Here is a 21,196-nt window from a genome sequence, read left to right on the forward strand (position 1 = left end):
TTTACCACCGACCCGGCGGGCAGAATCCGCGCCGACCAAATCCAAGAGCGAAGACTCTGACGGAGACGACATGCCTCACCGCCCCGCCATGCCCGTGCTGTCGCGCCGCCACCTGTTGCTTGCCGCCGGAGGCGGCGCGGCGAGCGGCCTCGCGTCCGGCTATTCGCCCGACCGCCCGTTCACGTTCAACATCGCCCCCTTCGCCACGGCCAGCAGCGCAGGCGCAACGACTCGCGACAAGCTCGCCGTGCTGAACAGCGACTTTTCTCCGCCCAATTCGCGCGACCGCAGCCACGATGTCTGGGAATCGGTGCGCGATACCGCCAGCCAATGGGTCGAGTACCGCTGGGACAGGCCGGTGCAGACAGATCGCATCGAGGTTTACTGGGGCTGGGACGAGTGGGACATAAAGCTGCCCACGAGCTGCCTGTTGCTGTACTGGGACGGCAAGGCTTGGCAGCCCGTGCGCAACGCCCAAGGCCTGGGCGTCGAGATCAATCGCTTCAATTCGACGACCTTCGAGCCCGTGAAGACGACGCGGCTGCGTCTGAAGATGGCGACGCTGAAAGAGAAATCTGCTGGCATCCTGCAGTGGCAGGTGTGGAGCAACGGGCCTTTGCCAGACTTACCGCCACGCGTGGAGGCAGGAGTGGACCGCAGCGTGATTGTCGGCGGCGATAGTTATCTTTCCGGGCGTGTCGTCAGCCTCATCCCGTCCCAGCCGCCGCAGGTGCGCTGGCGCCAGATCAGTGGCCCTGGCGATGTGTTTTTCGGTGACGAACGCCAGCCCATCACGACGGCGCGCGTGAACCGTCCTGGCGAATACGAGCTCGAACTTGTCGCTGACGGAGTAGAAGCGCCCGACGGAATCCGCTCCACGCTGCGCCTTCGCGCTGCCGAGCCACCGCCATCGAAGCGACTGGACGTCGTCTACACGACGCCGTACCAGCTCACCAGCCTGCTCTGGCGGGACCGTGCCCGCAGCCTCGTCACGAGCTGGATTCCTCACTGCATCGACTACTGCGAGCGCACCGACCTGAAGGACGGCCAGGGCGGCATCGACAACTTCGTCGAAGCGGCCAAGGCCTTGCGCGGCGAGCCGCATGCCCCGCACCGCGGCTATGTGTTCTCCAACGCCTGGGTGCACCAGACGGTCGAGTCCATCTGCCTCGGGCTGATGGTGGACGCGCAAGGCGATGAGGAAATGCTGAAGGCGCAAGCGCAGCTGCGCGCCACGCTGGAACGCTGGATTCCCACCATCCTCGCCGCGCAGCACCCGGACGGTTACCTGCAGACGGCCTACACGTTGGCCTCGCGCAAGGATTGGCCCGAGCGCTGGTCGCCCGAGCAGCGGGGCAACCACGAGGGCTACGTCAGCGGCTACTTCATCGAGGCCGCCATCAACCACCACACGCTGACCGGCGGCCGCGACCTGCGCCTGTACGACGCGGCCAAGCGCTTGGCCGACTGCTGGGTCGCGAACCTCGGCCCGGGCAAGCGCCCCTGGTTCGACGGCCACCAGCAGATGGAGCAGGCGCTGGTGCGCTTCGGCCGCTTCGTCAACGACGTGGAAGGTGGCGGGCGCGGTGACGCCTACGTCGCGCTGGCCAAGTTCCTCGTCGAGAGCCGCGAGGGCGGCAGCCGGTACGACCAGAGCCACCTGCCACCGCGCCAGCAGTACGAGGCCGCCGGCCACGCGGTGCGCGCCGTCTACTACTACTCCGGCATGGCCGACATCGCCGCCGAGACGGGCGACCGCGACTATCAGAGCGCCGTGCTGTCGCTGTGGGACAACCTCGTCAACCGCAAGTACTACGTGACCGGCGGCGTCGGCAGCGGCGACACCAGCGAGGGTTTCGGCGACGACTACGCGCTGCGCCACGACGGCTACTGCGAGTCCTGCTCCAGCTGCGGCCTGGTGTTCTTCCAGTACAAGCTCAACCTCGCCTACCACCACGCCAAGTACGCCGACCTGTACGAGGAGACGCTCTACAACGCACTGCTCGGCGGCGTCGATCTGGCTGGCAAGCACTTCACGTACACCAACCCGCTCGTCGGCAGCCAGCGCTACGCGTGGCATACCTGCCCCTGCTGCGTCGGCAACATTCCGCGCACGCTGCTGATGATGCCGACCTGGGCCTACGCGAAGGACACGGACGGGCTGTTCGTCAACCTCTTCGTCGGCAGCCGCGTGCAGGTCGGCGCCGTGAAGGGCACGGCCGTCGAGATGGTGCAGGACACCAACTACCCGTGGGACGGCGGCGTGAAGCTGACCGTCAACCCGGCGCAGCCCACCGAGTTCGCGCTGCGCGTGCGCATGCCTGACCGGCACACCAGCGCGCTCTACACCGCGAAGCCCGCGGTGAGCGGGCTGCGTGGCCTGAAGGTAAACGGCCAAGCCGTCAAGGTCGACGCGCAGGACGGCTACGCCGTCATCCACCGCCGCTGGCAGGCCGGCGACACGGTCAGCTTCGAGCTGCCGCTGCCGGTGCAGCGCGTGGTTGCCGACGAAAAGGTGGCAGCCACACGCGGCCAGGTGGCACTGAGGCGCGGGCCGCTGGTCTACAGCGTGGAGGCGGTCGATCAACCGCGGTTGGACCTGCCGCTGGCCGATTCACCGATCACCGCTCGCTGGCAGCTCTCTCAACAGCTCGGTGTGATCTGCAGCTTGTCGGGGTACTGGAAAGACGGATCAAAGATGACCGCCATCCCCTACTTCGCCCGAATGAACCGCGAGCCGCAGGCCTCGCCCGAGTTCCCGTCGGGCGACCCGGGCTTCGCGCGTTCGCGCGTCTGGCTGAAAGCCTAGCAACCCGGACAGGTTGCCCTCAGGGAGAGGCATCGTCGTCGATGCTGCCGGATCAGCAGCACTTGCCGACGCGCGCGCTGTAGCGCGCAGCCTGCCTCTCCCTGAAGAACTCCTCGTAAGTCATCGCCGGCCGATCCGGGTGCGTGGCCTGGTGGTGGGCCAGATAGCTGCCGTAGTCCGGCACGCCCACCATCAGGCGCAGGCTCTGCGTGAGATAGCGCCCGGCCTGCGCCAGATCGCGGCGCAGCTCACGCATGCTGGCCCGCCGGCAACAGCACGAAGGCCGTCTCCTGCGCCGTGACCTTGTGGGTGGCACGCGCCGCCAGGATGGCCTTCACGCTGTAGATCAGCACGCTGATGACGACACCCATAAACAGCGCGCACAGCGCGGCGTCCAGGCGGTCGTTGAAGACAACGCGCGACATCGCATCCAGCGTCTTGGCCGGTGCCAGCACCTTGCCTTCGGCTATTGCCCCGGCGTACTTGTCGGCATGGGCCAGGAAGCCCAGCTTGGGGTCCGCCGAGAAGATCTTCAGCCAGCCGGCCGACATCGTGCACACCAGCAGCCAGGCAGCCGGCACGGCCGTGACCCAGGCGTAACGGTCCTTCTTCATCTTGAAGATGACGACGGTACCCAGCAGCAGCGCCACGGCGGCAAGCATCTGGTTGGCGATGCCGAACAGCGGCCACAGCGTGTTGACGCCGCCCAGCGGATCAGTGACGCCCTGGTGCAGGAAGTAACCCCAGGCCGCCACGCACAGACCCGTGGCGATGAGATTGGCGACCCAAGACTCGGTGCGCTTGAGCGAGGGCACGAAGCTGCCCAACAGATCCTGCAGCATGAAGCGGCCTGCGCGCGTGCCGGCGTCCACAGCGGTCAGGATGAACAGCGCCTCGAACAGGATGGCGAAGTGGTACCAGAAGGCCATCAGCGCCTTGCCGCCGACCACCTGGTGCAGGATCTCGGCCATGCCCACGGCCAGCGTCGGTGCGCCGCCAGCACGGGCCAGGATGGTCTTCTCGCCGACGTCGGCCGCGGCCTGCGCGAGCATGTCGGGCGTGATGACGAATCCCCAGGTTGACAGCGTCTGCGCGACCGTCGCGGCATCCTTGCCGACGACGGCGGCCGGGCTGTTCATCGCGAAGTACACGCCCGGCTCGATGCACGAGGCGGCCACCAGCGCCATCACGGCGACGAAGCTCTCGGCCAGCATGCCGCCGTAGCCGATGTAGCGCGCATGCCGCTCGTTCTCCAGCAGCTTGGGGCTGGTGCCCGACGAGATCAGCGCGTGGAAGCCCGACACCGCACCGCAGGCGATGGTGATGAACAGGAAGGGGAACAGGTTGCCGGCCCAGACGGGGCCACCGCCAGTGGCGAACTGGGTCAGCGCGGGCATCTTCAGCGGCGGCGCGACGATGACGATGCCGATGGCCAGCGCGACGATGGTGCCGATCTTCAGGAAGGTGGACAGGTAGTCGCGCGGCGCCAGCAGCAGCCACACGGGGATGCAGGCGGCGATGAAGCCATAGCCGATCAGCGCCCACACCAGTTGCACCGGCGTGAACGTGAACAGCGGCGCCAGCGTGGCGCTCTCGCTGACGGCCTGGCCGCCGAAGATGGCCGCCATCAGCAGCACGAAGCCGATGACCGACACCTCGCCGATACGGCCCGGGCGGATGAAGCGCAGGTAGATGCCCATGAACAGCGCGACGGGAATCGTCGCCGCCACGGTGAACGTACCCCACGGCGAGTCCGCCAGCGCCTTCACGACGATGAGGGCCAGCACGGCCAGGATGATGATCATGATCATGAACGCGCCGAACAGCGCGATCAGGCCGGGCACGGTGCCCATCTCCTGCTTGACGAGGTCGCCGAGGGACCGGCCGTCACGGCGCGTGGAGATGAACAGCACGATGAAGTCCTGCACCGCGCCGGCGAACACGACGCCAGCCAAGATCCACAGCAGCCCCGGCAGGTAGCCCATCTGCGCCGCGAGCACGGGGCCGACCAACGGGCCGGCACCGGCAATCGCCGCGAAGTGGTGGCCGAACAGCACGTGCTTGTTGGTCGGCACGTAGTCCAGGCCGTCGTTGTACTTCCAGGCCGGCGTCTGCCGCTTCGCGTCCAGCCCCAGCACCTTGTCGGCGATGAACAGGCTGTAGTAGCGGTAGGCGATCAGGTAGGTGCACAGCGCGGCGGCCACGACCCACAGCGCGCTGATCGTCTCGCCGCGGCTCAGGGCCACGGTGGCGAGCGACACGGCGCCGAGGATGGCAACGCCCGCCCAGGCAAGGTGGCGGCGCAGATTCATGAGGCTTGTCTCCATCGCGGCGCGCACCTCAACGCGGGTGCATGGCCGTGGTGCAAGTCTCGAAAATTGCGCACCCACCCGCATCGTGCATGCCACGCGGGCCAGCCACGCGGCATCACCTAAGGGTCAACCCGGAATCCCCGGGGCTCAAACGGCACCGGCCACGGCGCGTCGGGTGCCGCTCGCGCGGCGGCCATAGACGGCCAGCGTTGCCCCGAGGCTCAGCAGCGCAGCCGCCGACATCCAGATACCCGGCACGGCGCGGTTGCCGGTCGCGTCGATCAGCCAGGTGCAGACCAGCGGCGTGAAGCCGCCGAACAGCGCGGTTGCCAGGCTGTAGGCGAGCGAGAAACCCGCCGTGCGGATGTACGGCGGCACCACCTCGGTGAGCGCCGCGATCGTCGCACCGTTGTAGCTGGCATACAGGAACGACAGCCACAGCTCCACGGCCAGCATGTGCCCCAGGCTGGGTGCGGCCACCAGCCAGGCCATGGCAGGGTAGGCGGTCAGCACGGTCAGCGCCGTGGCCGCCAGCATGACCGGCGCGCGGCCGATGCGGTCCGACAGCCCGCCCATCACCGGCAGCCACAGCAGGTTGGACAGCCCGACCGCCAGCGTCACCAGCAGGCTCTCGGTGGTGGACAGGTGCAACACCGACTTGCCGAAGGTCGGCGTGTAGACCGTGATCAGGTAGAACGACACCGTCGTCATCACCACCAGCAGCGTGCTGAGGCTGATGACGCGCCAGTGCGTCGCCAGGCCCTGCAGCGTCTGGCGGAAGGTCGGCCGGTGCGTGGACGCCTTGAAGGCCTCGGTCTCCTGCAGCTGACGCCGGATGACGAAGATGGCCGGGACGATCAGGCAGCCGATGAAGAACGGGACGCGCCAGCCCCAGGCGTCCAGCGCGGCGCGGTCCATCGCCGTGTTCAGTCCGAAGCCCAACAGCGCGGACACGACGATGGCCAGTTGCTGGCTGGCCGACTGCCAGGCCACGAAGAAGCCACGCCGGCCCGGCGGTGCGATCTCGGCCAGGTAGACCGACACGCCGCCCAGTTCCACGCCGGCCGACAGGCCCTGCAGCAGCCGGCCCACCAACACCAGGGCCGGCGCCAGCAGGCCGATGCTGTCGTAGCCCGGCACGAAAGCCACCAGCGCCGTGCCGGCCGCCATGACGGTCAGCGTCACCAGCAGCCCGCGGCGGCGCCCGACGCGGTCGACGTAGGCGCCCAGCACCACCGCGCCCAGCGGCCGCATCAGGAAGCCTGCGCCGAAGGTCGCGAAGGTCAGCATCAGCGACGCGAACTCGCTGCCGGCCGGAAAGAACGCCCGGGCAATCGCCGTGGCGTAGAAGCCGAACAGGAAGAAGTCGTACATCTCGATGAAGTTGCCGCTGGTGACGCGGACCACGGCACCGAAGCGCGAGGGGATGGGGCTGGACCCCGACGGGGAATGAGCAGACATGCTTGTCTCCTGGATGAGCCGTTGCTGCCTCTGCGGGCCGCTGCCGGCGGTGAGGGTTCAGGGGGCCACGGGCTCCAGGCCGGCGGCGCGGATGGCCGGCGCGCTGTCGGGCCCGGCGAGGAAGTCGAGGTAGCGCTGCGCGGCGTCCGGGTGGGTGCTGCGGGCAACGCGGGCAGCGGCATAGGGCGTCACGCGCTGCAGCTCGTCGGGCAGCTCGCCGACGATGTCGATGCCGGCCACCGGCTGCAGCTCGCTGCGCTGCTGGCAGCCGAAGGCGGCTTCATGGCGGGCCAGGATCTCTCCCACCGGCGTGGCCGGGATCTGCCGGCCCTTGGCCTTGACCTCGGCCTCGACGCCCAGCCGCGCCAGCAGCTCGCCCTGGATGTACTCGCCGCTGGCGCTGTCCGACCAGGCCACCGACGGCGCCTGCAGCAAGGCCTGGCGTACCTGGGCCACGGTGTGCAGCGGCGGCCGCGGCGCGCCCGCCGGCACCGCGCAGGCGATGCGCGACAGTGCCAGGCGGCGCTTGCTCTGCGGCACGAGCCAGCCGGCCGCGACGAGCCGGTCCAGCGCCGGCTCGACCATGACGACCACATCCAGTGCCTCGCCGCGCTGCAACCGCGCCGGGATGGCCCCGGCGGTGTCGCCCATCGACGGGCCGAAGACGCGCTGCACCGGCTGGCCACCGGCCTGCCCCTCGTAGCGCGCCGACAGCGTCTTGAAGGCCTCGGCAAAGCCGCCCGAGGACGCCACCGTCAGCGGTGCATCGCCACTGCCGGCAGCGGCCCCCGCCGTGCTCGCGAGGCCGCTCGCCAGCAGCGCGACCAGGGCGTGTCGGAAGTACCGTGAGCGGGCGGCCTGGCCAGACTTGGAGCGTGCTTGCATGCGCTGCCGGCGCCCAGGCGCCGCCGTGTGTGATGACACAACGATCTTGGTCGCGGCGGACCATAAACTCCAGTGCAACGTTTCTCACGTTCATTGCATGCAAAGCAACGGTCTAGACCTCGACCAGCTCCGCGCCTTCGTCACCGTGGCCGACCGCCGCAGCTTTCGCGCAGCGGCGGACGAACTCCACCTGTCCCCGCCCGCGCTGAGCCGCCGCATCGAGCGGCTGGAGGAGCGTGTCGGCGCCAGGCTGCTGGAGCGCACCTCGCGCTCGGTGCAGTTGTCGGCCGTCGGAGAGGCCTTCCTGGACCGTGTGCGCGGCGTGCTGGCCGATCTCGATGGAGCCGTGCTGGGCGTGCACGAGCTGGCCTCGGGCCACCAGGGGCGTGTCACCGTCGCCGCCGTGCCTTCCGCCGCCAGTGGCTTCGTGCCACGTGCCCTCGCCCGCTTCGCCCAGGCCTACCCGGGCGTGAAGATGCGGCTGATGGACGGCTCGCTGCAGGAGACGACGCTGGCGGTGCTGGGCGGCCAGGCCGACCTGGGCATCACCTTCGACGACGCCACCGTGCCCGGGCTGGAGTCCACGCCGCTGGGCGACGATCCCTACGTGCTGGCGATGCCCGCCGCCCACCCCTGGGCCACCCGGGCCGTCATCCGCCTCGACGAACTGGCCGACCTGCCCCTGATCGGGCTGCACGGGGGCAGCGGCAACCGGCGGCTGCTCGACACCCAGCTCAAGGCGGGCGGCCTGGACCTCACGCCCCGCCACGAAGCCGCGCATCTGCAGGCCGTGCTGGCGATGGTGGCCGCCGGCATGGGGGCGGCGCTGGTGCCGCAACTGGCCGTCTCGCCGGCGCTGCCTGGCGTGGCCGCGCGGCCATTGCAGGGCGCACCGCTGAGCCGCGCGCTGGCAGTCTGCTGGTCGGCCTCCCGGCGGCTCACGCCGCTGGCCCAGCGCCTGATCCCGGAGCTGCAGCAGGCCTTTGCCGGCTGATCCCGGCGCACAACACCTGCTTACGAACGCTGCCGGCGGCGGGTCAACCCATCGGCCAGGCCGGCGTTGTGGACACAAGCCGGGACTTCTGCCCCGGCGTCGAAGGAGGTTCCATGATCCGCAAGCTCGTCACCGCTTCACTCGCAGCCGCAGCCCTGGTCGGCGCGACCGCCGCACATGCCGGCACGCACTGGTCCATTGGCATCAACGTGCCGCTGGCCGGCATCGTCGTGTCCGACGGCCGGTACGTGGAGCCCGCGCCGGTCTACTACACCCCGCCGCCGGTGGTCTACGCGCCGGCACCGCGCTACGTCGAACGCGAGGTCTACTACGCCCCGCCCCCACCGCCCCGCGTGATTTACGAGACGACCTACCGCGAAGGCCGCTGGGATGACCGCCGCTGGGACGACCGCCGTTGGGAACACGAGCGGCACGAGCATCGCGATCACTGGGATCGCGACGACGGCCCGCGCCGCGGGCGTTGATTTCAGTGAGCGGTCGCCGTACCGCTGCAGGCCGCGAGCGCCAGATGAAGCTCACCCAGCCAACCCGGGTTGAGATCCGCCCGCCTCTGCACGCCGCGCTGCAACGCCTGCAAGGCGGATAGCAGCCGCGGGCTGGCCATTTTTTTGGCGGCGTTCAGGTCGAGGCTTCCCCAGCCGTCGTCGCCCAACGCCAGCAGATGATCGATAACTCGCGCGTCACCGCGCACGGCCAAACCGATGACCGCCTCGCCGCGCACATCGGCCTCCGCGTCGCCCAGGTTCTGCCACAGCCGTTCGCGGACTTCCGGCGTGTCGACGTCGTGCAGCGTACCGAGTCCGAACGTCGCCCAGTCACGCACGTCATCATCGACATCGCGCGCCAGCCGCAGCAGGACTGCGACGGATTCGGGCTCGAAATAGCTGCCCAACGCGCAGGCCACACTGAAGCGGATGTCGCGGTTGCGGTGCGCGGCCAAACGGACCAGCTCAGGCAATGCGTCGGCATGAGGGCGATGCCCCAGTCCGGCAACGGCCGCATCGACGATCTCCTCGCGCGCATCGTGCAGATGGCTCAGCAGCAATTGCTGGGTCGGCACGAGCGCGTACTCGACGGACTCCGAGCCAACGCGCTGCCGCAATTGGGCCGCGATGTTCACCCCAAGCGCGCGCTTGCGCCAGTTGCCGCTGCGGCACAGCGTTTGCGCCAGCGCCAGTGTGGCCGGTGAACCGCGCATACGCAGTTCGCAGATGGCGTCCCAGCAGCGGTCGCTGTTCCATGCGAGCAGCGCGACTCTCACCAGTTGACGCAACGATCGGTGCTTGAATGAACGGCGAACACGGCGCTTCATGATCGCCCCCGTTCAGTTCTCGCGTGCTCCACCGCATACCGGATCAGCTCCGCCTGTCCGTCGAGGTCCAACTTTCGCTTGATGCTCTGCCGGTGCGCCTCCACGGTGCGCACGCTCAAGTCCAGGTCGCGGGCGATCTGCTTGCTGGACGCGCCCTGCCCCAGCTTGCTGAGGATCTCGCTCTCTCGCGGCGTCAGCACGGGTTTGGGGGCCTGGCCGCGGAACAGCCGGCCCGACACGGCGGCGCTGAGGAAGGTGCCGCCAGCCGCCACCGCGTCGATGGCCGACACGATCTCGGTCGCCGGCGCGTCCTTCAGCACATAGCCGCGCGCGCCGGCCTGCAGCGCGCGCTGCACGTACTCGGGGTTGTCGTACATGCTGAACATCAGCAGCTTGATGGCCGGCTGCGCCGCCAGCATCTCGGCGCCCAGTGCGATGCCGTTGACGTCCTTCAGCCCCACGTCCATCAGCACAACGTCGGGCGACGTGCGGCTCAGCTGCTCCAGCGCTTCATCGCGGGTGCCCGCCTCGCCCACGACCTCGAAGCGCGGCACGGCGGCCAGGCGTGCGACCAGGCCTTCGCGCACCATCGGGTGGTCATCGACGAGCAGGATGCGGATCGGGGTGGTCATGCAGCGGCGCGGGCCAGGTCGGAGGCCGACAGTTTGACCGCAAGCCGGCAACCCAGGCCCGGCGACGTGACGAGGCTCAGCCGCGCACCCAGCGCGTCGGCCCGCTCGCGCATGCTGCGCAGGCCCAGGCCGCGGTCGGCCACGGCCTGGGCGGCGTCGGCGTCGAAGCCCTGGCCGTCGTCCTTCACCTCCAGCGCCAGGCCGCCGTCGTGCTCGAAGCGCAGCGTCACCGCCACGACGGTCGCATGCGCGTGGCGGGCCGCGTTGTTCAGCGCCTCCTGGGCGATGCGGAACAGCGCCGTGTTGACGGCCTCGGGCAGGCCCACTTCCTCGCCTTGAACGGCAGCCGTGTAGTGCGTGCCGCCCGCGGCGTCGAACTCGCCGGCCAGGTGCTGCAGCGCGGCCGGCAAACCCAGCGTGTCCAGCAGCGCTGGCCGCAGCGCGTGCGACAGGTGGCGCACCTCGGCCAGCGTGCTGTTCAGGCGCTTCAGCGCCAGCTCCTGCAGCCGCGCGGCGCCGGCCGGCTCGTGCTGGGCCGATTCGATGAGCAGCTTGGTCGCAACCAGCGCCTGGCTGACGCCGTCGTGCAGTTCGCGGGCCAGCCGCGCGCGTTCGTCTTCCTGGCTCTGCACGACCTCGCGGGCCAGCGCGCGCAGCTTGGCCTCGGCGCTGCGATGCTCGCTGAGGTTGAGCGCCAGCGCGCCGGCGCTGATCAGCGCGACACCGAGCACGGCGACGGCGCCCACCCACAGCAGCGTCGTCGTGATGTTCTGGCGCGCGCCGCGTTCCAGCTCGGCCATCGTCGCCTCGATGCCGTCCAGGTACAGCCCCGTGCCCAGCATCCAGTTCCACTCGGGCACGGCGACGACGTAACCCAGCTTGGGCGCCAGCAGGCTGCTGGACGGCTTGCGCCACAGGTACTCCACGTAGCCGCCGCCCGCCTTCGCCTTGCCGATGAGCTGCTGGATGGTGGGCCGACCCTGCGGGTCGCGCAGCTCCCACAGGTTCTGCCCCAGCAGCTCGGGCTGGCGCGAATGCATCAACACGCGGCCGTCCAGCGAGTAGACGAAGAAATAGCCGTCCGGCCCGTAGTCCAGCGACGACAGCAGCTGCAACGCCCGCTGCGGCCCGTCGGGCTGGCCCAGCAGCGGCTTGACGGTACTGACGGCCAGGTCAACGTAGTGCTTCAGCTCGGTGCGGCGCGCGTCCATGTAGCTGGCGCGCACCAGCGCCTGCTCACGCGCGGCCAGCTCGCGCTCCTGCTGGCGAACGGCCAGCGCGATCAGCGCCAGCGAGGCCATCAGCGGCAGCAGGGCCAGCAGGACGAAGCGGCCCCGCAGGGACAGGGCCGCCCAGGCTTTCATCAGCGTCCCAACGTCGCCGGAGCCGGCGCCGTCTTGCGCTGGATGGGCTTCCACGTCTCCAGCCGCTTCAGCACATCGGCAATCGCCGCGTCCAGTTGCGTGTCATCGCCGCGGTTGACGGCGGCGGGGTCCAGCTCGACATCGACGTCCGGCGACACGCCCTCGTTCTCGACGCGCCACTCGCCGTCCGGCGTGTAGAAGCGGAAGAACGGCACGGTCAGGAAGGCACCGTCGATGAGCGGCGGGTTCGTCGAGATGCCGATCAGGCCGCCCCACGTGCGCTTGCCGATCAGCGGCCCCAGGCCCACGCGCTTGAAGGCATACGGCATGAAGTCGCCGCCGGAGCCGGCGTCCTGGTCGATCAGCATGGCCTTGGGGCCATAGATGGCGCCGCCCGGCGTGTCGAAGACGAGGCCGTCGCGGTCCTTCCAGCTGGCCAGGTAGGGGCGGCTCAGCAGTTCGGTCACGTAGTTGGCCGCCTGGCCGCCGCTGTTCCTGCGGTCGTCCACGATGAGCGCCTGCTTGTCGATCTGCGCGAAGAACATGCGGTTGAAGTGCTCGAAGCCCTGGTCGGCCGTGTCGGGCATGTAGACATAGGCGATCTTGCCACCGCTCTTCTCCTGCACCTTCCTGCGGTTGCCCTCGATCCACGCCCAGCGGCGCAGCTGAGCTTCGCTGGCGATGGGCTCGACGGTGATGTCGCGGCGCCCCTTCCCGGCGGCGTCCTGCGCGACGGCGATCGCGACCTGCTTGCCGACTGTGTTCTCCAGCAGTGCGTAGAGGTTGGTCTTGCTGTCCAGCGCCTGGCCGCCGATGGCGAGGATGAAGTCACCCTCCTTCACGCCCAGCCCCGGCACTGCCAGCGGCGAGCGCAGGTTGGGGTTGAGGCGGTCGCCGGCGTAGAGCTTCGCGATGCGGTAGCGGCCCTGCTCGACGCTGAAGTCCGCGCCCAGCAGGCCGACAGCCACGCGCGCCTCCTGGTGCACGTCGCCGCCGCCGGTGCGGTTGTGGCCCACCTGCAGCTCGCCGATCATCTGCACCAGCAGGTCGTTCAGGTCCTCACGGCGCTGCACATGCGCCAGCTGCGGCAGGTAGCGGTTGTAAACGCCCTGCCAGTCCAGCCCGTGCAGCGCCGGGTCGTAGAAGAACTCCTTCTCCATCCACCAGGCCTCGTCGAAGATCTGCTTCCACTCGGCACGCGGGTCGATGCGGGCGCGCAGGCCGGACAGGTCCAGCGCCTTGCTTTCGCCCTTGTCGTTGGCGTCGCCGACCTCCAGCCCGCCGCCCGCCACGGTCAGCAGCAGCTTCTTGTGGTCCTCGCTCAGCGAGAAGTTCGCGACGCCCGCCTTCAGCATCTTGGGCTTGCGCTCCTCGAAGTCGAAGCGCCACAACTCGGCCGTCGCGTTGCGCTCGGCCTGCGGGGGCTCGGCGCTGGCGCCGGGCTGCGGATGCTGCAGGTAGAACAGCGCGCCGTCCGACGCGACGGAAAGGCTGTCGTAGTTGCGCTCGGCCACCGGCAGCGCCACCAGGCGCTCATCCAGGCCGTCGAAGTCGATGCGCACGGGCTTGACCTTGCCCTCCTTCTTGCCGTCGTCCTTCTTGCCGTCCTCCTTCTTCGCGTCGGCCTTGGCAGGCGCCTTCGCGTCGGGCTTGCCGTCGTCTTTTTTATCGTCCTTCTTTTCGTCCTTCTTATCGTCCTCGTCACCGGTCCGCGGGGCCAGCGGCGACTTGCCGTCGGCAGCCAGCACCAGCGCGTACAGGCCGACGCGACGCGGGCGTTCCTGCGTCGACAGGTCCAGCCCGACCTGGCTGGGACCGGAGTTGATGGAAGCCGTGAAGTACAGATAGCCGCCATCGGCCGAGAAGACCGGGCTGCCGGCATGCGAGAGGCCGTCCGTCACCGCATGGTTGCGGCCCGTGCTCAGGTCATGCAGCCAGATGCGGCCGAAATGGTTCTCCCCCGACACCGTGTAGGCCAGCCAGCGGCTGTCGGGCGAGAAGGACACCTCCGTGCCGTTGCGGCGCTGGTCGGTCGCGATCTTGGCCAACTGGCCGCGCTGCGGGCCGGCCTTCAGGCTCAGCGTGTAGAGGTTGAGGTGGTTGTCCAGCAGCACCAGCGTGTGGCCGTCGGGCGACCAGTCGGCCAGCGTGAAATAACCCTCCTTGGGCAGCAGGAAGGTTTCCTTCGCGCCCAGGCCGGTTTGGGCTTGCAGCACCAGCTCGTGGCGCATGCCGGGGGCGTCGGAGAGGTAGGCGACGCGCTGGCCGTCGGGGCTCCACAGCGCGTCCTTCTCGCGCACGCCGGACGTCTGCGTCAGGTTGCGCACGCTGCCGTCCTTGACCGGCACCGTGAACACCTCGCCGCGTGCGCTGACGACCACGCGCTTGCCGGTGGCCGACAGGCGGGCCGAGGTCTGGGCCTGGCTGGCATCCTTCCACTGCGGGCGGGCCTGGGGCGCAATGCTGTCGAGCTGGATGTCCAGCACCTTGGGCTCTCCACCGGCCAGGTCGATCTGCTTGATGCGGCCGCCACTTTCGTAGACCAGCGTCGTGCCGGTGGCGTCGACGCTGCGCACGTCCCACTGTGTCTCGTGCGTCAGCTGGCGCAACTGCTTGGTGGCCGGGTTGAACGCGAACAGGTTGGCCGCACCATCGGCCCGGTCGGAAATGAAGACGACCTCGCCGCCCGCCCACACCGGGGCCGAGTCGGTCGCGTTGACGTGGGGAATCTGCTCCCACTTCTGGCTCGCCATGTCCATGATCCACACCGGCGGCGTCGAGCCGCCACGGCTCTGGCGCCAGCCGCTGGGGCCGGCATAGGCGGCGTTGTACGGCCGGTAGGCCAGCCGCTTGCCGTCGGCCGACCAGGCGCCTTCGTAGGCCACGGCCTTCATGACCTGCTTCTCGTAGCCGCCGTCGACGCTGACCTCGTAGAGCTGGTTGCTGCGGTTGTTCAGCACCTCGCGCGGCGACGCGAACAGCACGCGCTTGCCGTCCGGGCTCCAGCCGCTGACGACGTCCGGCGTGGGGTGCCAGGTGAGGCGCTTCGGCTGCCCGCCGTCCACGCCGATGACGTAGACGTCGGTGTTGCCGTCGTAGCTGGCCGAGAACGCGATCTGCCGGCCGTCCGGCGAGAAGCGCGGCGCGAACTCGCTGGCCGCATGGCTGGTCAGGCGCCGGGCGTTGCCACCGGACCGGTCGGCCAGCCACAGGTCGCCGGCGTAGACGAAGGCCAGGTGGTCCTTGGAAACGGCGGGCTGGCGCAGCATCAGCGTCGATTCGGCTGCGTTGGCCGCCGGCACGGCCAGGCTGGAGGTCATCCACACCAGGGCCAGGGCGAGTCGTGTCAGGGTCATCGGGATCTCCGATCAAGTCGCAAAACGCGCGACTCTAGACCCGAACTGCGGGGGACCTGAAAGTCAGGTCGTCGAGCGCTTGAGGCGCCCCTTCAGGCTGCCGGCAATGACGATCAGCCCGGGGATGAGGATCATGGCCCAGATGATCTTGTCCAGGTTGGTCTTGACCCACGGCACATTGCCGAACAGGTAGCCGACGAGCGTGACGCCGCAGACCCACAGCGCACCGCCCGTCACGTCGTAGAACGTGAACTTGCGCCGCGTCATCTGCGCCACGCCGGCAACGAAGGGCGCGAAGGTGCGCAGGAAGGGCATGAAGCGCGCCGCGATGATCGTGAAGCCGCCGTACTTCTCGTAGAAGGCATGGGCCTTGTCGAAGGCCGCCTTGTTGAAGACCCTTGAGTCCTCCCACTGGAACACGCGCGGCCCGAAGTAGCGGCCGATCGTGTAGTTGCTCTGGTTGCCGAGGATGGCCGCGGCCGTCAGCAGCGCCATAGACGTTCCCAGGTCCATCAGTCCCACGCCGCACATCGCTCCGACGACGAACAGCAGCGAGTCCCCCGGCAGGAAGGGCATCACGACGACGCCGGTCTCCACGAAGATGATGAGGAACAGCAGCGCGTACACCCAGGCACCGTAGGCCTGGACGAAGCTGGCCAGGTGCTGGTCCACGTGGAGGATGAAGTCGATCAGGAAGTGCAACAAGTCCATGAAGGCCATTATCCCGACGCCTTGATGACACGCCGCCGATAATCCGGCGGATGGATGTGTCCCTGCCAGAAGAAGTCGCCCCGCCCCGCGTCATCCGCGAACTGCCCGATGAGCTGATCAGCCAGATCGCCGCCGGCGAGGTGGTCGAGCGGCCGGCTTCGGTGGTGCGCGAGCTGGTCGACAACGCGCTGGACGCTGGCGCCAGGAACATCCAGGTCAAGCTGATGGCCGGCGGCGTGCGCGCCATCGTCGTGGAGGATGACGGCTGCGGCATTCCGGTGGCGCAGCTGCCGCTGGCGCTCAAGCGCCACGCGACCAGCAAGATCGCCAGCCTGCACGACCTCGAATCCGTCGCGACGATGGGCTTCCGCGGCGAGGCGCTGGCGGCGATCTCGTCGGTGTCGGACATGGCCATCGCGTCCCGCACGGCCGCCGACGCCCACGCCCACCGGCTGGACGCCCGCAGCGGCGAGCTGCAACCGGCCGCCCGCGCGCGCGGCACCAGCATCGAGGTGCGCGAGCTGTTCTTCTCGACGCCCGCGCGCCGCAAGTTCCTCAAGACCGACGCCACCGAGCTGGCCCATTGCGTGGAGGCCGTGCGCCGCCACGCGCTGGCGCGGCCCGACGTGGGCTTCGCGATCTGGCACGAGGGCAAGCTCGTCGACCAGTGGCGCGCCGCCTCCAGCGACCAGCGCATCGCCGACGTGCTGGGCGAAGACTTCATCGCCGACAGCCGCGCCTTCGAGCACAGCGCCGGCCCGCTGGCACTCACCGGCCGCGCCGGCCTGCCCGAAGCCGCGCGCTCGCGGTCCGACCAGCAGTACGTCTGGGTCAACGGCCGCTACGTGCGCGACAAGCTCATCAGCCACGCCATCCGCTCCGCCTACGAGGACGTGCTGCACGGGCAGCGCCAGCCCAGCTACGTGCTGTTCATCGAGATCGCGCCCGAACTGGTGGACGTCAACGTGCACCCGACCAAGATCGAGGTGCGCTTCCGCGACGGCCGTGCCATCCACCAGTCGGTGCGCCGCGCCTTCATCGACGCACTCGCGCAGTCGCGCAGCGCCGAGGCCGCCAGCGCGGAGCCCATCGAGTCGGCCATGGCGCCGCTGGCCTTCGAGCCGACGATGCCGGCCACGCTCTACGTCTCCGAGCCGCGCCAGACCTATACCGCGCCCGCCTACGTGCCGCCGGTGCCGGCCACGGCCGAGCAGGTGCGGTTGTCGCTCGTGCAGCACGAGGCGCTGTGGCAACCGGCCAGACCCGTCGTGCCCACGTCGCTGCCGGACACGCGGCCCGCGCCGCTGGTCGACCTGCCCGAGCTGTCGAAGAAGGACGACTGGCCGCTGGGCCGCGCCATCGCGCAGATCCAGGGCGTCTACATCCTGGCCGAGAACCGGCAGGGCCTGGTCATCGTCGACATGCACGCGGCGCACGAGCGCGTCGTCTACGAGCGGCTGAAGGCACGGCTCGGCTCGACAACCATCGAAAGCCAGCCGCTGCTGATCCCCGTCAGCTTCGCCGCGACGGCCGAGGAGGTGGCCGCTGCCGAGCAGCATGCCGACACGCTGGCCCAGCTGGGCCTCGACGTGTCGCCGCTGTCCACGCACACGCTGGCCGTGCGCTCGCGCCCGGCGTTGCTGGCCGCCAGCGACCTCGTCGCGCTGACCCGCGAGCTGCTGGCCGAGATGGCCCAGTTCGACGCCAGCTCGGTGCTGGAGCGCGCCCAGCACGAGATCCTCGCGACGATGGCCTGCCACGGCGCCGTGCGCGCCAACCGACAGCTGACGCTGGACGAGATGAACGCGCTGCTGCGCGACATGGAAGCCACCGAACGCGCCGACCAGTGCAACCACGGCCGCCCCACCTGGCGACAGCTCGACATGAAAGAGCTGGACGCCCTTTTCCTGAGAGGCCGTTGAGCCCAAGCCTATGGCCACCATCACCCTGAAGGGCAAGCCCAAGCCCGCCGCCAAGACCCGCAACGCCGATGGCGAAAAGCGCGCCCCGGTGCGCGGCAAAGGCGTGTCCAAGCCACGCCCGACGCTCGCGAAGGCACAGGCCGAACGCGCCGAACGCGAGGAGCAGTTCCAGAAGGCACAGCAGCAGCGCAACGAACGCGCTGCGCCGCGCCGTGATGACCGCCCTGCCCGGCCGAAGGCCACCGGATTCAAGCCCGAGCGCCCGCCGCAAGGCGGCGAAGGCTTCCACCGCGATGACCGCCCGGCCCGCCCGGGCCCGCGCCCCGGCGGCTTCCATCCCGACGGCCCACCGCGCGCGCAGCGGGGTGAGCCGGTGCGACGCAACGAGCACCGTGACGAACGCCCCGCCGACCGCCCGCGCGATGACCGCCCGCCGCGCGTCGACCAGCGCCGCATCGCCAACCGCGGCCCCGGCTTCGAGCCGCCACAGCGTCCGCAGCAACGGCTCAACCCGGCCCGCCAGGTCGACAGCGACGACGGCGACCGCCTGTCCAAGCGCATGAGCGAGCTGAAGCTCGCGTCGCGCCGCGAGGCCGACGAATGGATTGCCGCCGGCTGGGTGCGCGTGAACGGCAAGGTCGCCGTGCTGGGCCAGCGCGTCGTCGGCGACGTGCAGATCGACATCGACCCCGCCGCCCGCCAGGCCCAGGCTGAGCTGGTCACCGTGCTGCTGCACAAGCCCATCGGCTACGTGTCCGGCCAGGCCGAGGACGGCTACGAGCCTGCCGTCGTGCTGTTCCAGCCCGAGAACCGCTGGAAGGACGACCCGTCCGGCATCAAGCCCCACCCCAACCATCACCGCCATCTCGCGCCCGCCGGCCGGCTGGACATCGACTCCACCGGCCTGCTCGTGCTGACGCAGGACGGCCGCATCGCCAAGGCGCTGATCGGCGACGACTCTGACATCGAGAAGGAATACCTGGTACGCGTCGAGTTCGTCGCGCATGAGGTGCCCGAGGGCACGCTGCCCAACGCGGCGCTGGCGCCCGAGAAGCTCGCGCTGCTCAACCACGGCCTGGAGCTGGATGGCGAGCTGCTGAAGCCCGCCAAGGTCAGCTGGCAGAACGAGCAGCAGCTGCGCTTTGTGCTGCGCGAGGGCAAGAAGCGCCAGATCCGCCGCATGTGCGAGCTGGTCGGGTTGAAGGTCGTCGGCCTGAAGCGCGTGCGCATCGGCCGCATCCCGCTGGGCCATCTGCCGGTGGGCCAGTGGCGCTACCTCGCGCCGTGGGAGCGGTTCTGACACCGATTTGTTTGGCCGGCCCCACCGGCTGCGGCAAGACGGCGGCGGCGCTCGCGATTGCCGAGGTGTTGCCCGTCGAGATCATCAGCGTCGACTCGGCGCTGGTCTACCGCGGCATGGACATCGGCACCGCCAAGCCCACGGTCGCCGAGCAGGCGGCCGTGCCGCACCACCTCATTGACATCCTCGATCCGCTGGACAGCTACTCCGCCGCCGAATTCGTGCGCGACGCCAAACGGCTCGCCGCCGAGATCGTCGCGCGCGGCCGGCTGCCGCTGCTGGTGGGCGGCACGATGCTCTATTTCAAGGCGCTGTTCGACGGTCTCTCCACGCTGCCTCAGGCCGACGCCGAGCTGCGCGCCGCCATCGACGCCGAGGCTCTTGAGCGCGGCTGGCCGGCGATGCACGCCGAGCTGACCAGGCTGGACCCCGAGACCGGCGCACGCCTCGCGCCCAACGACAGCCAGCGCATCCAGCGTGCGCTGGAGGTCATCCGCCTGACCGGGCAGCCGCTGAGCGCGCTGCATGCTGCGTCGCGCGACGACGGCGTGGACTGGCCCCTGCTCTCGCTGGAGCCCGATGACCGCGCCTGGCTGCACGCGCGGCTGGCGCAGCGCTTCGACGTGATGCTGGCGCAAGGTCTCGTTGACGAGGTCAGGGCACTGCGGGCGCGGGGCGACCTGTCGCTGGCGCTGCCGTCGATGCGCTGCGTGGGCTACCGACAGGTCTGGGAGGCGCTGGACGCCAACGACTTCCACGACCTGCGCGACCGCGGTATCGCCGCGACGCGACAGCTCGCCAAGCGGCAGGTCACTTGGTTGCGCAGCATGCCGAAGCGGCGCGTCATCGCCTGCGATGGCGCGCAGCCGATTCCCGAGCTGCTGGCCGGATTGCAGAGGCTGTTGAACGCATGACGGTTCTTTCCGCGCGAGGGCTTGCCAAGGGCTACGGCGACACGCCGGTCTTCTCGAACATCGACCTGGACCTGGCGCCCGGCGAGATCGTGGCGCTGCTGGGCGAGTCGGGCAGCGGCAAGTCCACGCTCCTGAACTGCCTGGCCGGGCTGGACGAGGCCGACGCGGGTTCGATCACGCTGGCCGGTCAGGACCTGCGCCCGCTGGACGACGACGCGCGCTCGGCGTTGCGGCGTCGCGAGCTGGGCTTCATCTTCCAGGCCTTCCACCTGCTGCCGCACCTCAGTGTGGCGGACAACGTGGCGTTGCCGTTGCGGCTGCTGGGTTTGAAGGATGACGGACGCGTGGCGCAGATGCTGGAGGCCGTCAACCTCGGTCAGCTCGCCGCGCGGATGCCGAGGCAGCTGTCAGGCGGACAACTGCAGCGGGTGGCGATTGCCCGTGCTCTGGTGCACCGGCCGCGACTGGTGCTGGCGGATGAGCCCACCGGGAATCTCGATGCGCGGCATGCGGCGGAGGTGTTGGAGCTGCTGCGGCGCTGTACGCATGAGGCGGGGGCGGCGTGTCTGCTGGTCACACACTCTGAAGTCGCTGCTCACGCTGCGGACCGCCGGCTGAGGCTGGATGCCGATGGGTTGCATGACGCGTGAGTTTGGTTTGACGCCCAGGCCCATGCCGGGAGTTCGCCCCGGCGGGCGACCTACTTTCTTGTGCGGACAAGAAAGTAGGCAAAGAAACCGCCCCTGCAAAACCGGCCCTGCGGGCTCCCCTGCGATGCTCGCAAGCCCAGGCCCGCGCAGAACTCCCTACGTTCGCTGCGCTCACTCCGGTCAGACAGCTGCGCGGAGTCAGACCTTGAGGCGCGCTGCGCGCGCGCCTGGGCTTGCTGCGCTTCTCGGCGGTTTTAAAGGGGAGGCCCCGAAACAGCCGAACAGCCGGCAGCCCAACCCGAAAGCCGGCCGGTGCTGGCTGTTCATTCACCCCCCTTTTAGCGCCGCCGAGGAGCGCAGTGGCTTGCAACCGCGCGCGCAGCGCGCCTCAAGGGCTGACTTCGCGCGGCTGTCTGAGCGCAGCGTAGCGAAGCGAGTTCCGCGCGGGGTTGCAAGCCGCGAGCACCACAGGGCAGCCCGCTGCGAAGCAAAGGGCCGGCGCGGTCAGGGGCGACTTTTTGCCTTCTTTTTGGTCGCTCAAAAAGAAGGTCGC

The 21,196-nt window shown here is 69.5% G+C and carries 16 protein-coding genes; 7 read left to right on the forward strand and 9 right to left on the reverse strand.

The window, feature by feature from the left end:
* The first annotated feature begins 70 nt into the window (after window positions 1–70).
* Window positions 71–2,809, forward strand: coding sequence for a glycoside hydrolase family 127 protein (locus ACG04R_RS23025; RefSeq protein WP_394415964.1), 2,739 nt, complete (start codon window positions 71–73; stop codon window positions 2,807–2,809).
* Window positions 2,810–2,861: 52 nt separating this feature from the next.
* Here the strand turns inward: ACG04R_RS23025 and ACG04R_RS23030 are convergent, their stop codons facing one another.
* The 4 genes from ACG04R_RS23030 to ACG04R_RS23045 form a co-directional block, all read right to left on the reverse strand.
* Entirely contained in the window at window positions 2,862–3,065 is a 204-nt protein-coding gene (locus ACG04R_RS23030; RefSeq protein ID WP_394415965.1) for a YbdD/YjiX family protein, read from the reverse strand.
* Entirely contained in the window at window positions 3,058–5,121 is a 2,064-nt protein-coding gene (locus tag ACG04R_RS23035; RefSeq protein WP_394415966.1) for a carbon starvation CstA family protein, read from the reverse strand. The genes ACG04R_RS23030 and ACG04R_RS23035 overlap by 8 nt, the downstream gene beginning before the upstream one ends.
* A gap of 147 nt (window positions 5,122–5,268) precedes the next feature.
* Window positions 5,269–6,582: an MFS transporter gene (tcuC, locus tag ACG04R_RS23040; protein WP_394415967.1), complete on the reverse strand. Its 1,314-nt coding sequence runs from the start codon at window positions 6,580–6,582 to the stop codon at window positions 5,269–5,271.
* A 57-nt stretch (window positions 6,583–6,639) separates the two neighbouring features.
* On the reverse strand, window positions 6,640–7,467 hold the full coding sequence (locus ACG04R_RS23045; RefSeq protein ID WP_394415968.1) for a substrate-binding domain-containing protein: 828 nt from the start codon (window positions 7,465–7,467) through the stop codon (window positions 6,640–6,642).
* 97 nt (window positions 7,468–7,564) lie between these two features.
* Here ACG04R_RS23045 and ACG04R_RS23050 point away from each other — a divergent pair, with 97 nt between their 5' ends.
* Window positions 7,565–8,461 (forward strand): LysR family transcriptional regulator, encoded by an 897-nt coding sequence (locus ACG04R_RS23050; RefSeq protein ID WP_394415969.1) that lies wholly within the window; start codon window positions 7,565–7,567, stop codon window positions 8,459–8,461.
* Window positions 8,462–8,574: 113 nt separating this feature from the next.
* Window positions 8,575–8,946, forward strand: a complete 372-nt coding sequence (locus tag ACG04R_RS23055) for a hypothetical protein (RefSeq protein ID WP_394415970.1) — start codon at window positions 8,575–8,577, stop codon at window positions 8,944–8,946.
* Window positions 8,947–8,948: 2 nt separating this feature from the next.
* Here the strand turns inward: ACG04R_RS23055 and ACG04R_RS23060 are convergent, their stop codons facing one another.
* From ACG04R_RS23060 to ACG04R_RS23080, 5 genes are all read right to left on the reverse strand, one after another.
* Window positions 8,949–9,794, reverse strand: coding sequence for a HEAT repeat domain-containing protein (locus ACG04R_RS23060; RefSeq protein WP_394415971.1), 846 nt, complete (start codon window positions 9,792–9,794; stop codon window positions 8,949–8,951).
* A complete protein-coding gene (locus ACG04R_RS23065; protein WP_394415972.1) occupies window positions 9,791–10,426 on the reverse strand; it encodes a response regulator transcription factor in 636 nt (211 codons plus the stop codon). The genes ACG04R_RS23060 and ACG04R_RS23065 overlap by 4 nt, the downstream gene beginning before the upstream one ends.
* The gene (locus ACG04R_RS23070; RefSeq protein ID WP_394415973.1) at window positions 10,423–11,790 is read right to left on the reverse strand and encodes a cache domain-containing protein; all 1,368 of its coding nucleotides are present in this window, start codon (window positions 11,788–11,790) and stop codon (window positions 10,423–10,425) included. The genes ACG04R_RS23065 and ACG04R_RS23070 overlap by 4 nt, the downstream gene beginning before the upstream one ends.
* Window positions 11,790–15,146, reverse strand: coding sequence for a S41 family peptidase (locus tag ACG04R_RS23075; protein ID WP_394415974.1), 3,357 nt, complete (start codon window positions 15,144–15,146; stop codon window positions 11,790–11,792). The genes ACG04R_RS23070 and ACG04R_RS23075 overlap by 1 nt, the downstream gene beginning before the upstream one ends.
* Window positions 15,147–15,209: 63 nt before the next feature.
* Entirely contained in the window at window positions 15,210–15,857 is a 648-nt protein-coding gene (locus ACG04R_RS23080; protein WP_394415975.1) for a DedA family protein, read from the reverse strand.
* A 50-nt stretch (window positions 15,858–15,907) separates the two neighbouring features.
* On the opposite strand from ACG04R_RS23080, the gene mutL reads away from it, so the two are divergent.
* From mutL to ACG04R_RS23100, 4 genes are read left to right on the forward strand one after another with little or no spacing between them, the layout of a single operon-like run.
* A complete protein-coding gene (gene mutL, locus ACG04R_RS23085; protein WP_394415976.1) occupies window positions 15,908–17,779 on the forward strand; it encodes a DNA mismatch repair endonuclease MutL in 1,872 nt (623 codons plus the stop codon).
* Between the two features lie 10 nt (window positions 17,780–17,789).
* A complete protein-coding gene (locus ACG04R_RS23090) occupies window positions 17,790–19,079 on the forward strand; it encodes a pseudouridine synthase (RefSeq protein ID WP_394415977.1) in 1,290 nt (429 codons plus the stop codon).
* Complete coding sequence (gene miaA, locus ACG04R_RS23095) at window positions 19,046–19,993, forward strand: tRNA (adenosine(37)-N6)-dimethylallyltransferase MiaA (protein WP_394415978.1); 948 nt, start codon at window positions 19,046–19,048, stop codon at window positions 19,991–19,993. Before ACG04R_RS23090 ends, miaA begins: the two co-directional genes overlap by 34 nt.
* Window positions 19,990–20,643: an ABC transporter ATP-binding protein gene (locus ACG04R_RS23100; RefSeq protein ID WP_394415979.1), complete on the forward strand. Its 654-nt coding sequence runs from the start codon at window positions 19,990–19,992 to the stop codon at window positions 20,641–20,643. The genes miaA and ACG04R_RS23100 overlap by 4 nt, the downstream gene beginning before the upstream one ends.
* Window positions 20,644–21,196: the final 553 nt, after the last annotated feature.

Origin of the sequence: Pelomonas candidula (genome assembly GCF_043555985.1) — a bacterium.
Classification (GTDB): domain Bacteria; phylum Pseudomonadota; class Gammaproteobacteria; order Burkholderiales; family Burkholderiaceae_C; genus Pelomonas; species Pelomonas candidula.

Excerpts from the sequence above, each read along its gene's own strand:
- ACG04R_RS23025 (WP_394415964.1), top strand. The coding sequence starts at position 71 with ATGCCTCACCGCCCCGCCATGCCCGTGCTGTCGCGCCGCCACCTGTTG.
- ACG04R_RS23030 (WP_394415965.1), bottom strand. The coding sequence starts at position 3,065 with ATGCGTGAGCTGCGCCGCGATCTGGCGCAGGCCGGGCGCTATCTCACG.
- ACG04R_RS23035 (WP_394415966.1), bottom strand. The coding sequence starts at position 5,121 with ATGAATCTGCGCCGCCACCTTGCCTGGGCGGGCGTTGCCATCCTCGGC.
- tcuC (WP_394415967.1), bottom strand. The coding sequence starts at position 6,582 with ATGTCTGCTCATTCCCCGTCGGGGTCCAGCCCCATCCCCTCGCGCTTC.
- ACG04R_RS23045 (WP_394415968.1), bottom strand. The coding sequence starts at position 7,467 with ATGCAAGCACGCTCCAAGTCTGGCCAGGCCGCCCGCTCACGGTACTTC.
- ACG04R_RS23050 (WP_394415969.1), top strand. The coding sequence starts at position 7,565 with ATGCAAAGCAACGGTCTAGACCTCGACCAGCTCCGCGCCTTCGTCACC.
- ACG04R_RS23055 (WP_394415970.1), top strand. The coding sequence starts at position 8,575 with ATGATCCGCAAGCTCGTCACCGCTTCACTCGCAGCCGCAGCCCTGGTC.
- ACG04R_RS23060 (WP_394415971.1), bottom strand. The coding sequence starts at position 9,794 with ATGAAGCGCCGTGTTCGCCGTTCATTCAAGCACCGATCGTTGCGTCAA.
- ACG04R_RS23065 (WP_394415972.1), bottom strand. The coding sequence starts at position 10,426 with ATGACCACCCCGATCCGCATCCTGCTCGTCGATGACCACCCGATGGTG.
- ACG04R_RS23070 (WP_394415973.1), bottom strand. The coding sequence starts at position 11,790 with ATGAAAGCCTGGGCGGCCCTGTCCCTGCGGGGCCGCTTCGTCCTGCTG.
- ACG04R_RS23075 (WP_394415974.1), bottom strand. The coding sequence starts at position 15,146 with ATGACCCTGACACGACTCGCCCTGGCCCTGGTGTGGATGACCTCCAGC.
- ACG04R_RS23080 (WP_394415975.1), bottom strand. The coding sequence starts at position 15,857 with ATGGACTTGTTGCACTTCCTGATCGACTTCATCCTCCACGTGGACCAG.
- mutL (WP_394415976.1), top strand. The coding sequence starts at position 15,908 with ATGGATGTGTCCCTGCCAGAAGAAGTCGCCCCGCCCCGCGTCATCCGC.
- ACG04R_RS23090 (WP_394415977.1), top strand. The coding sequence starts at position 17,790 with ATGGCCACCATCACCCTGAAGGGCAAGCCCAAGCCCGCCGCCAAGACC.
- ACG04R_RS23100 (WP_394415979.1), top strand. The coding sequence starts at position 19,990 with ATGACGGTTCTTTCCGCGCGAGGGCTTGCCAAGGGCTACGGCGACACG.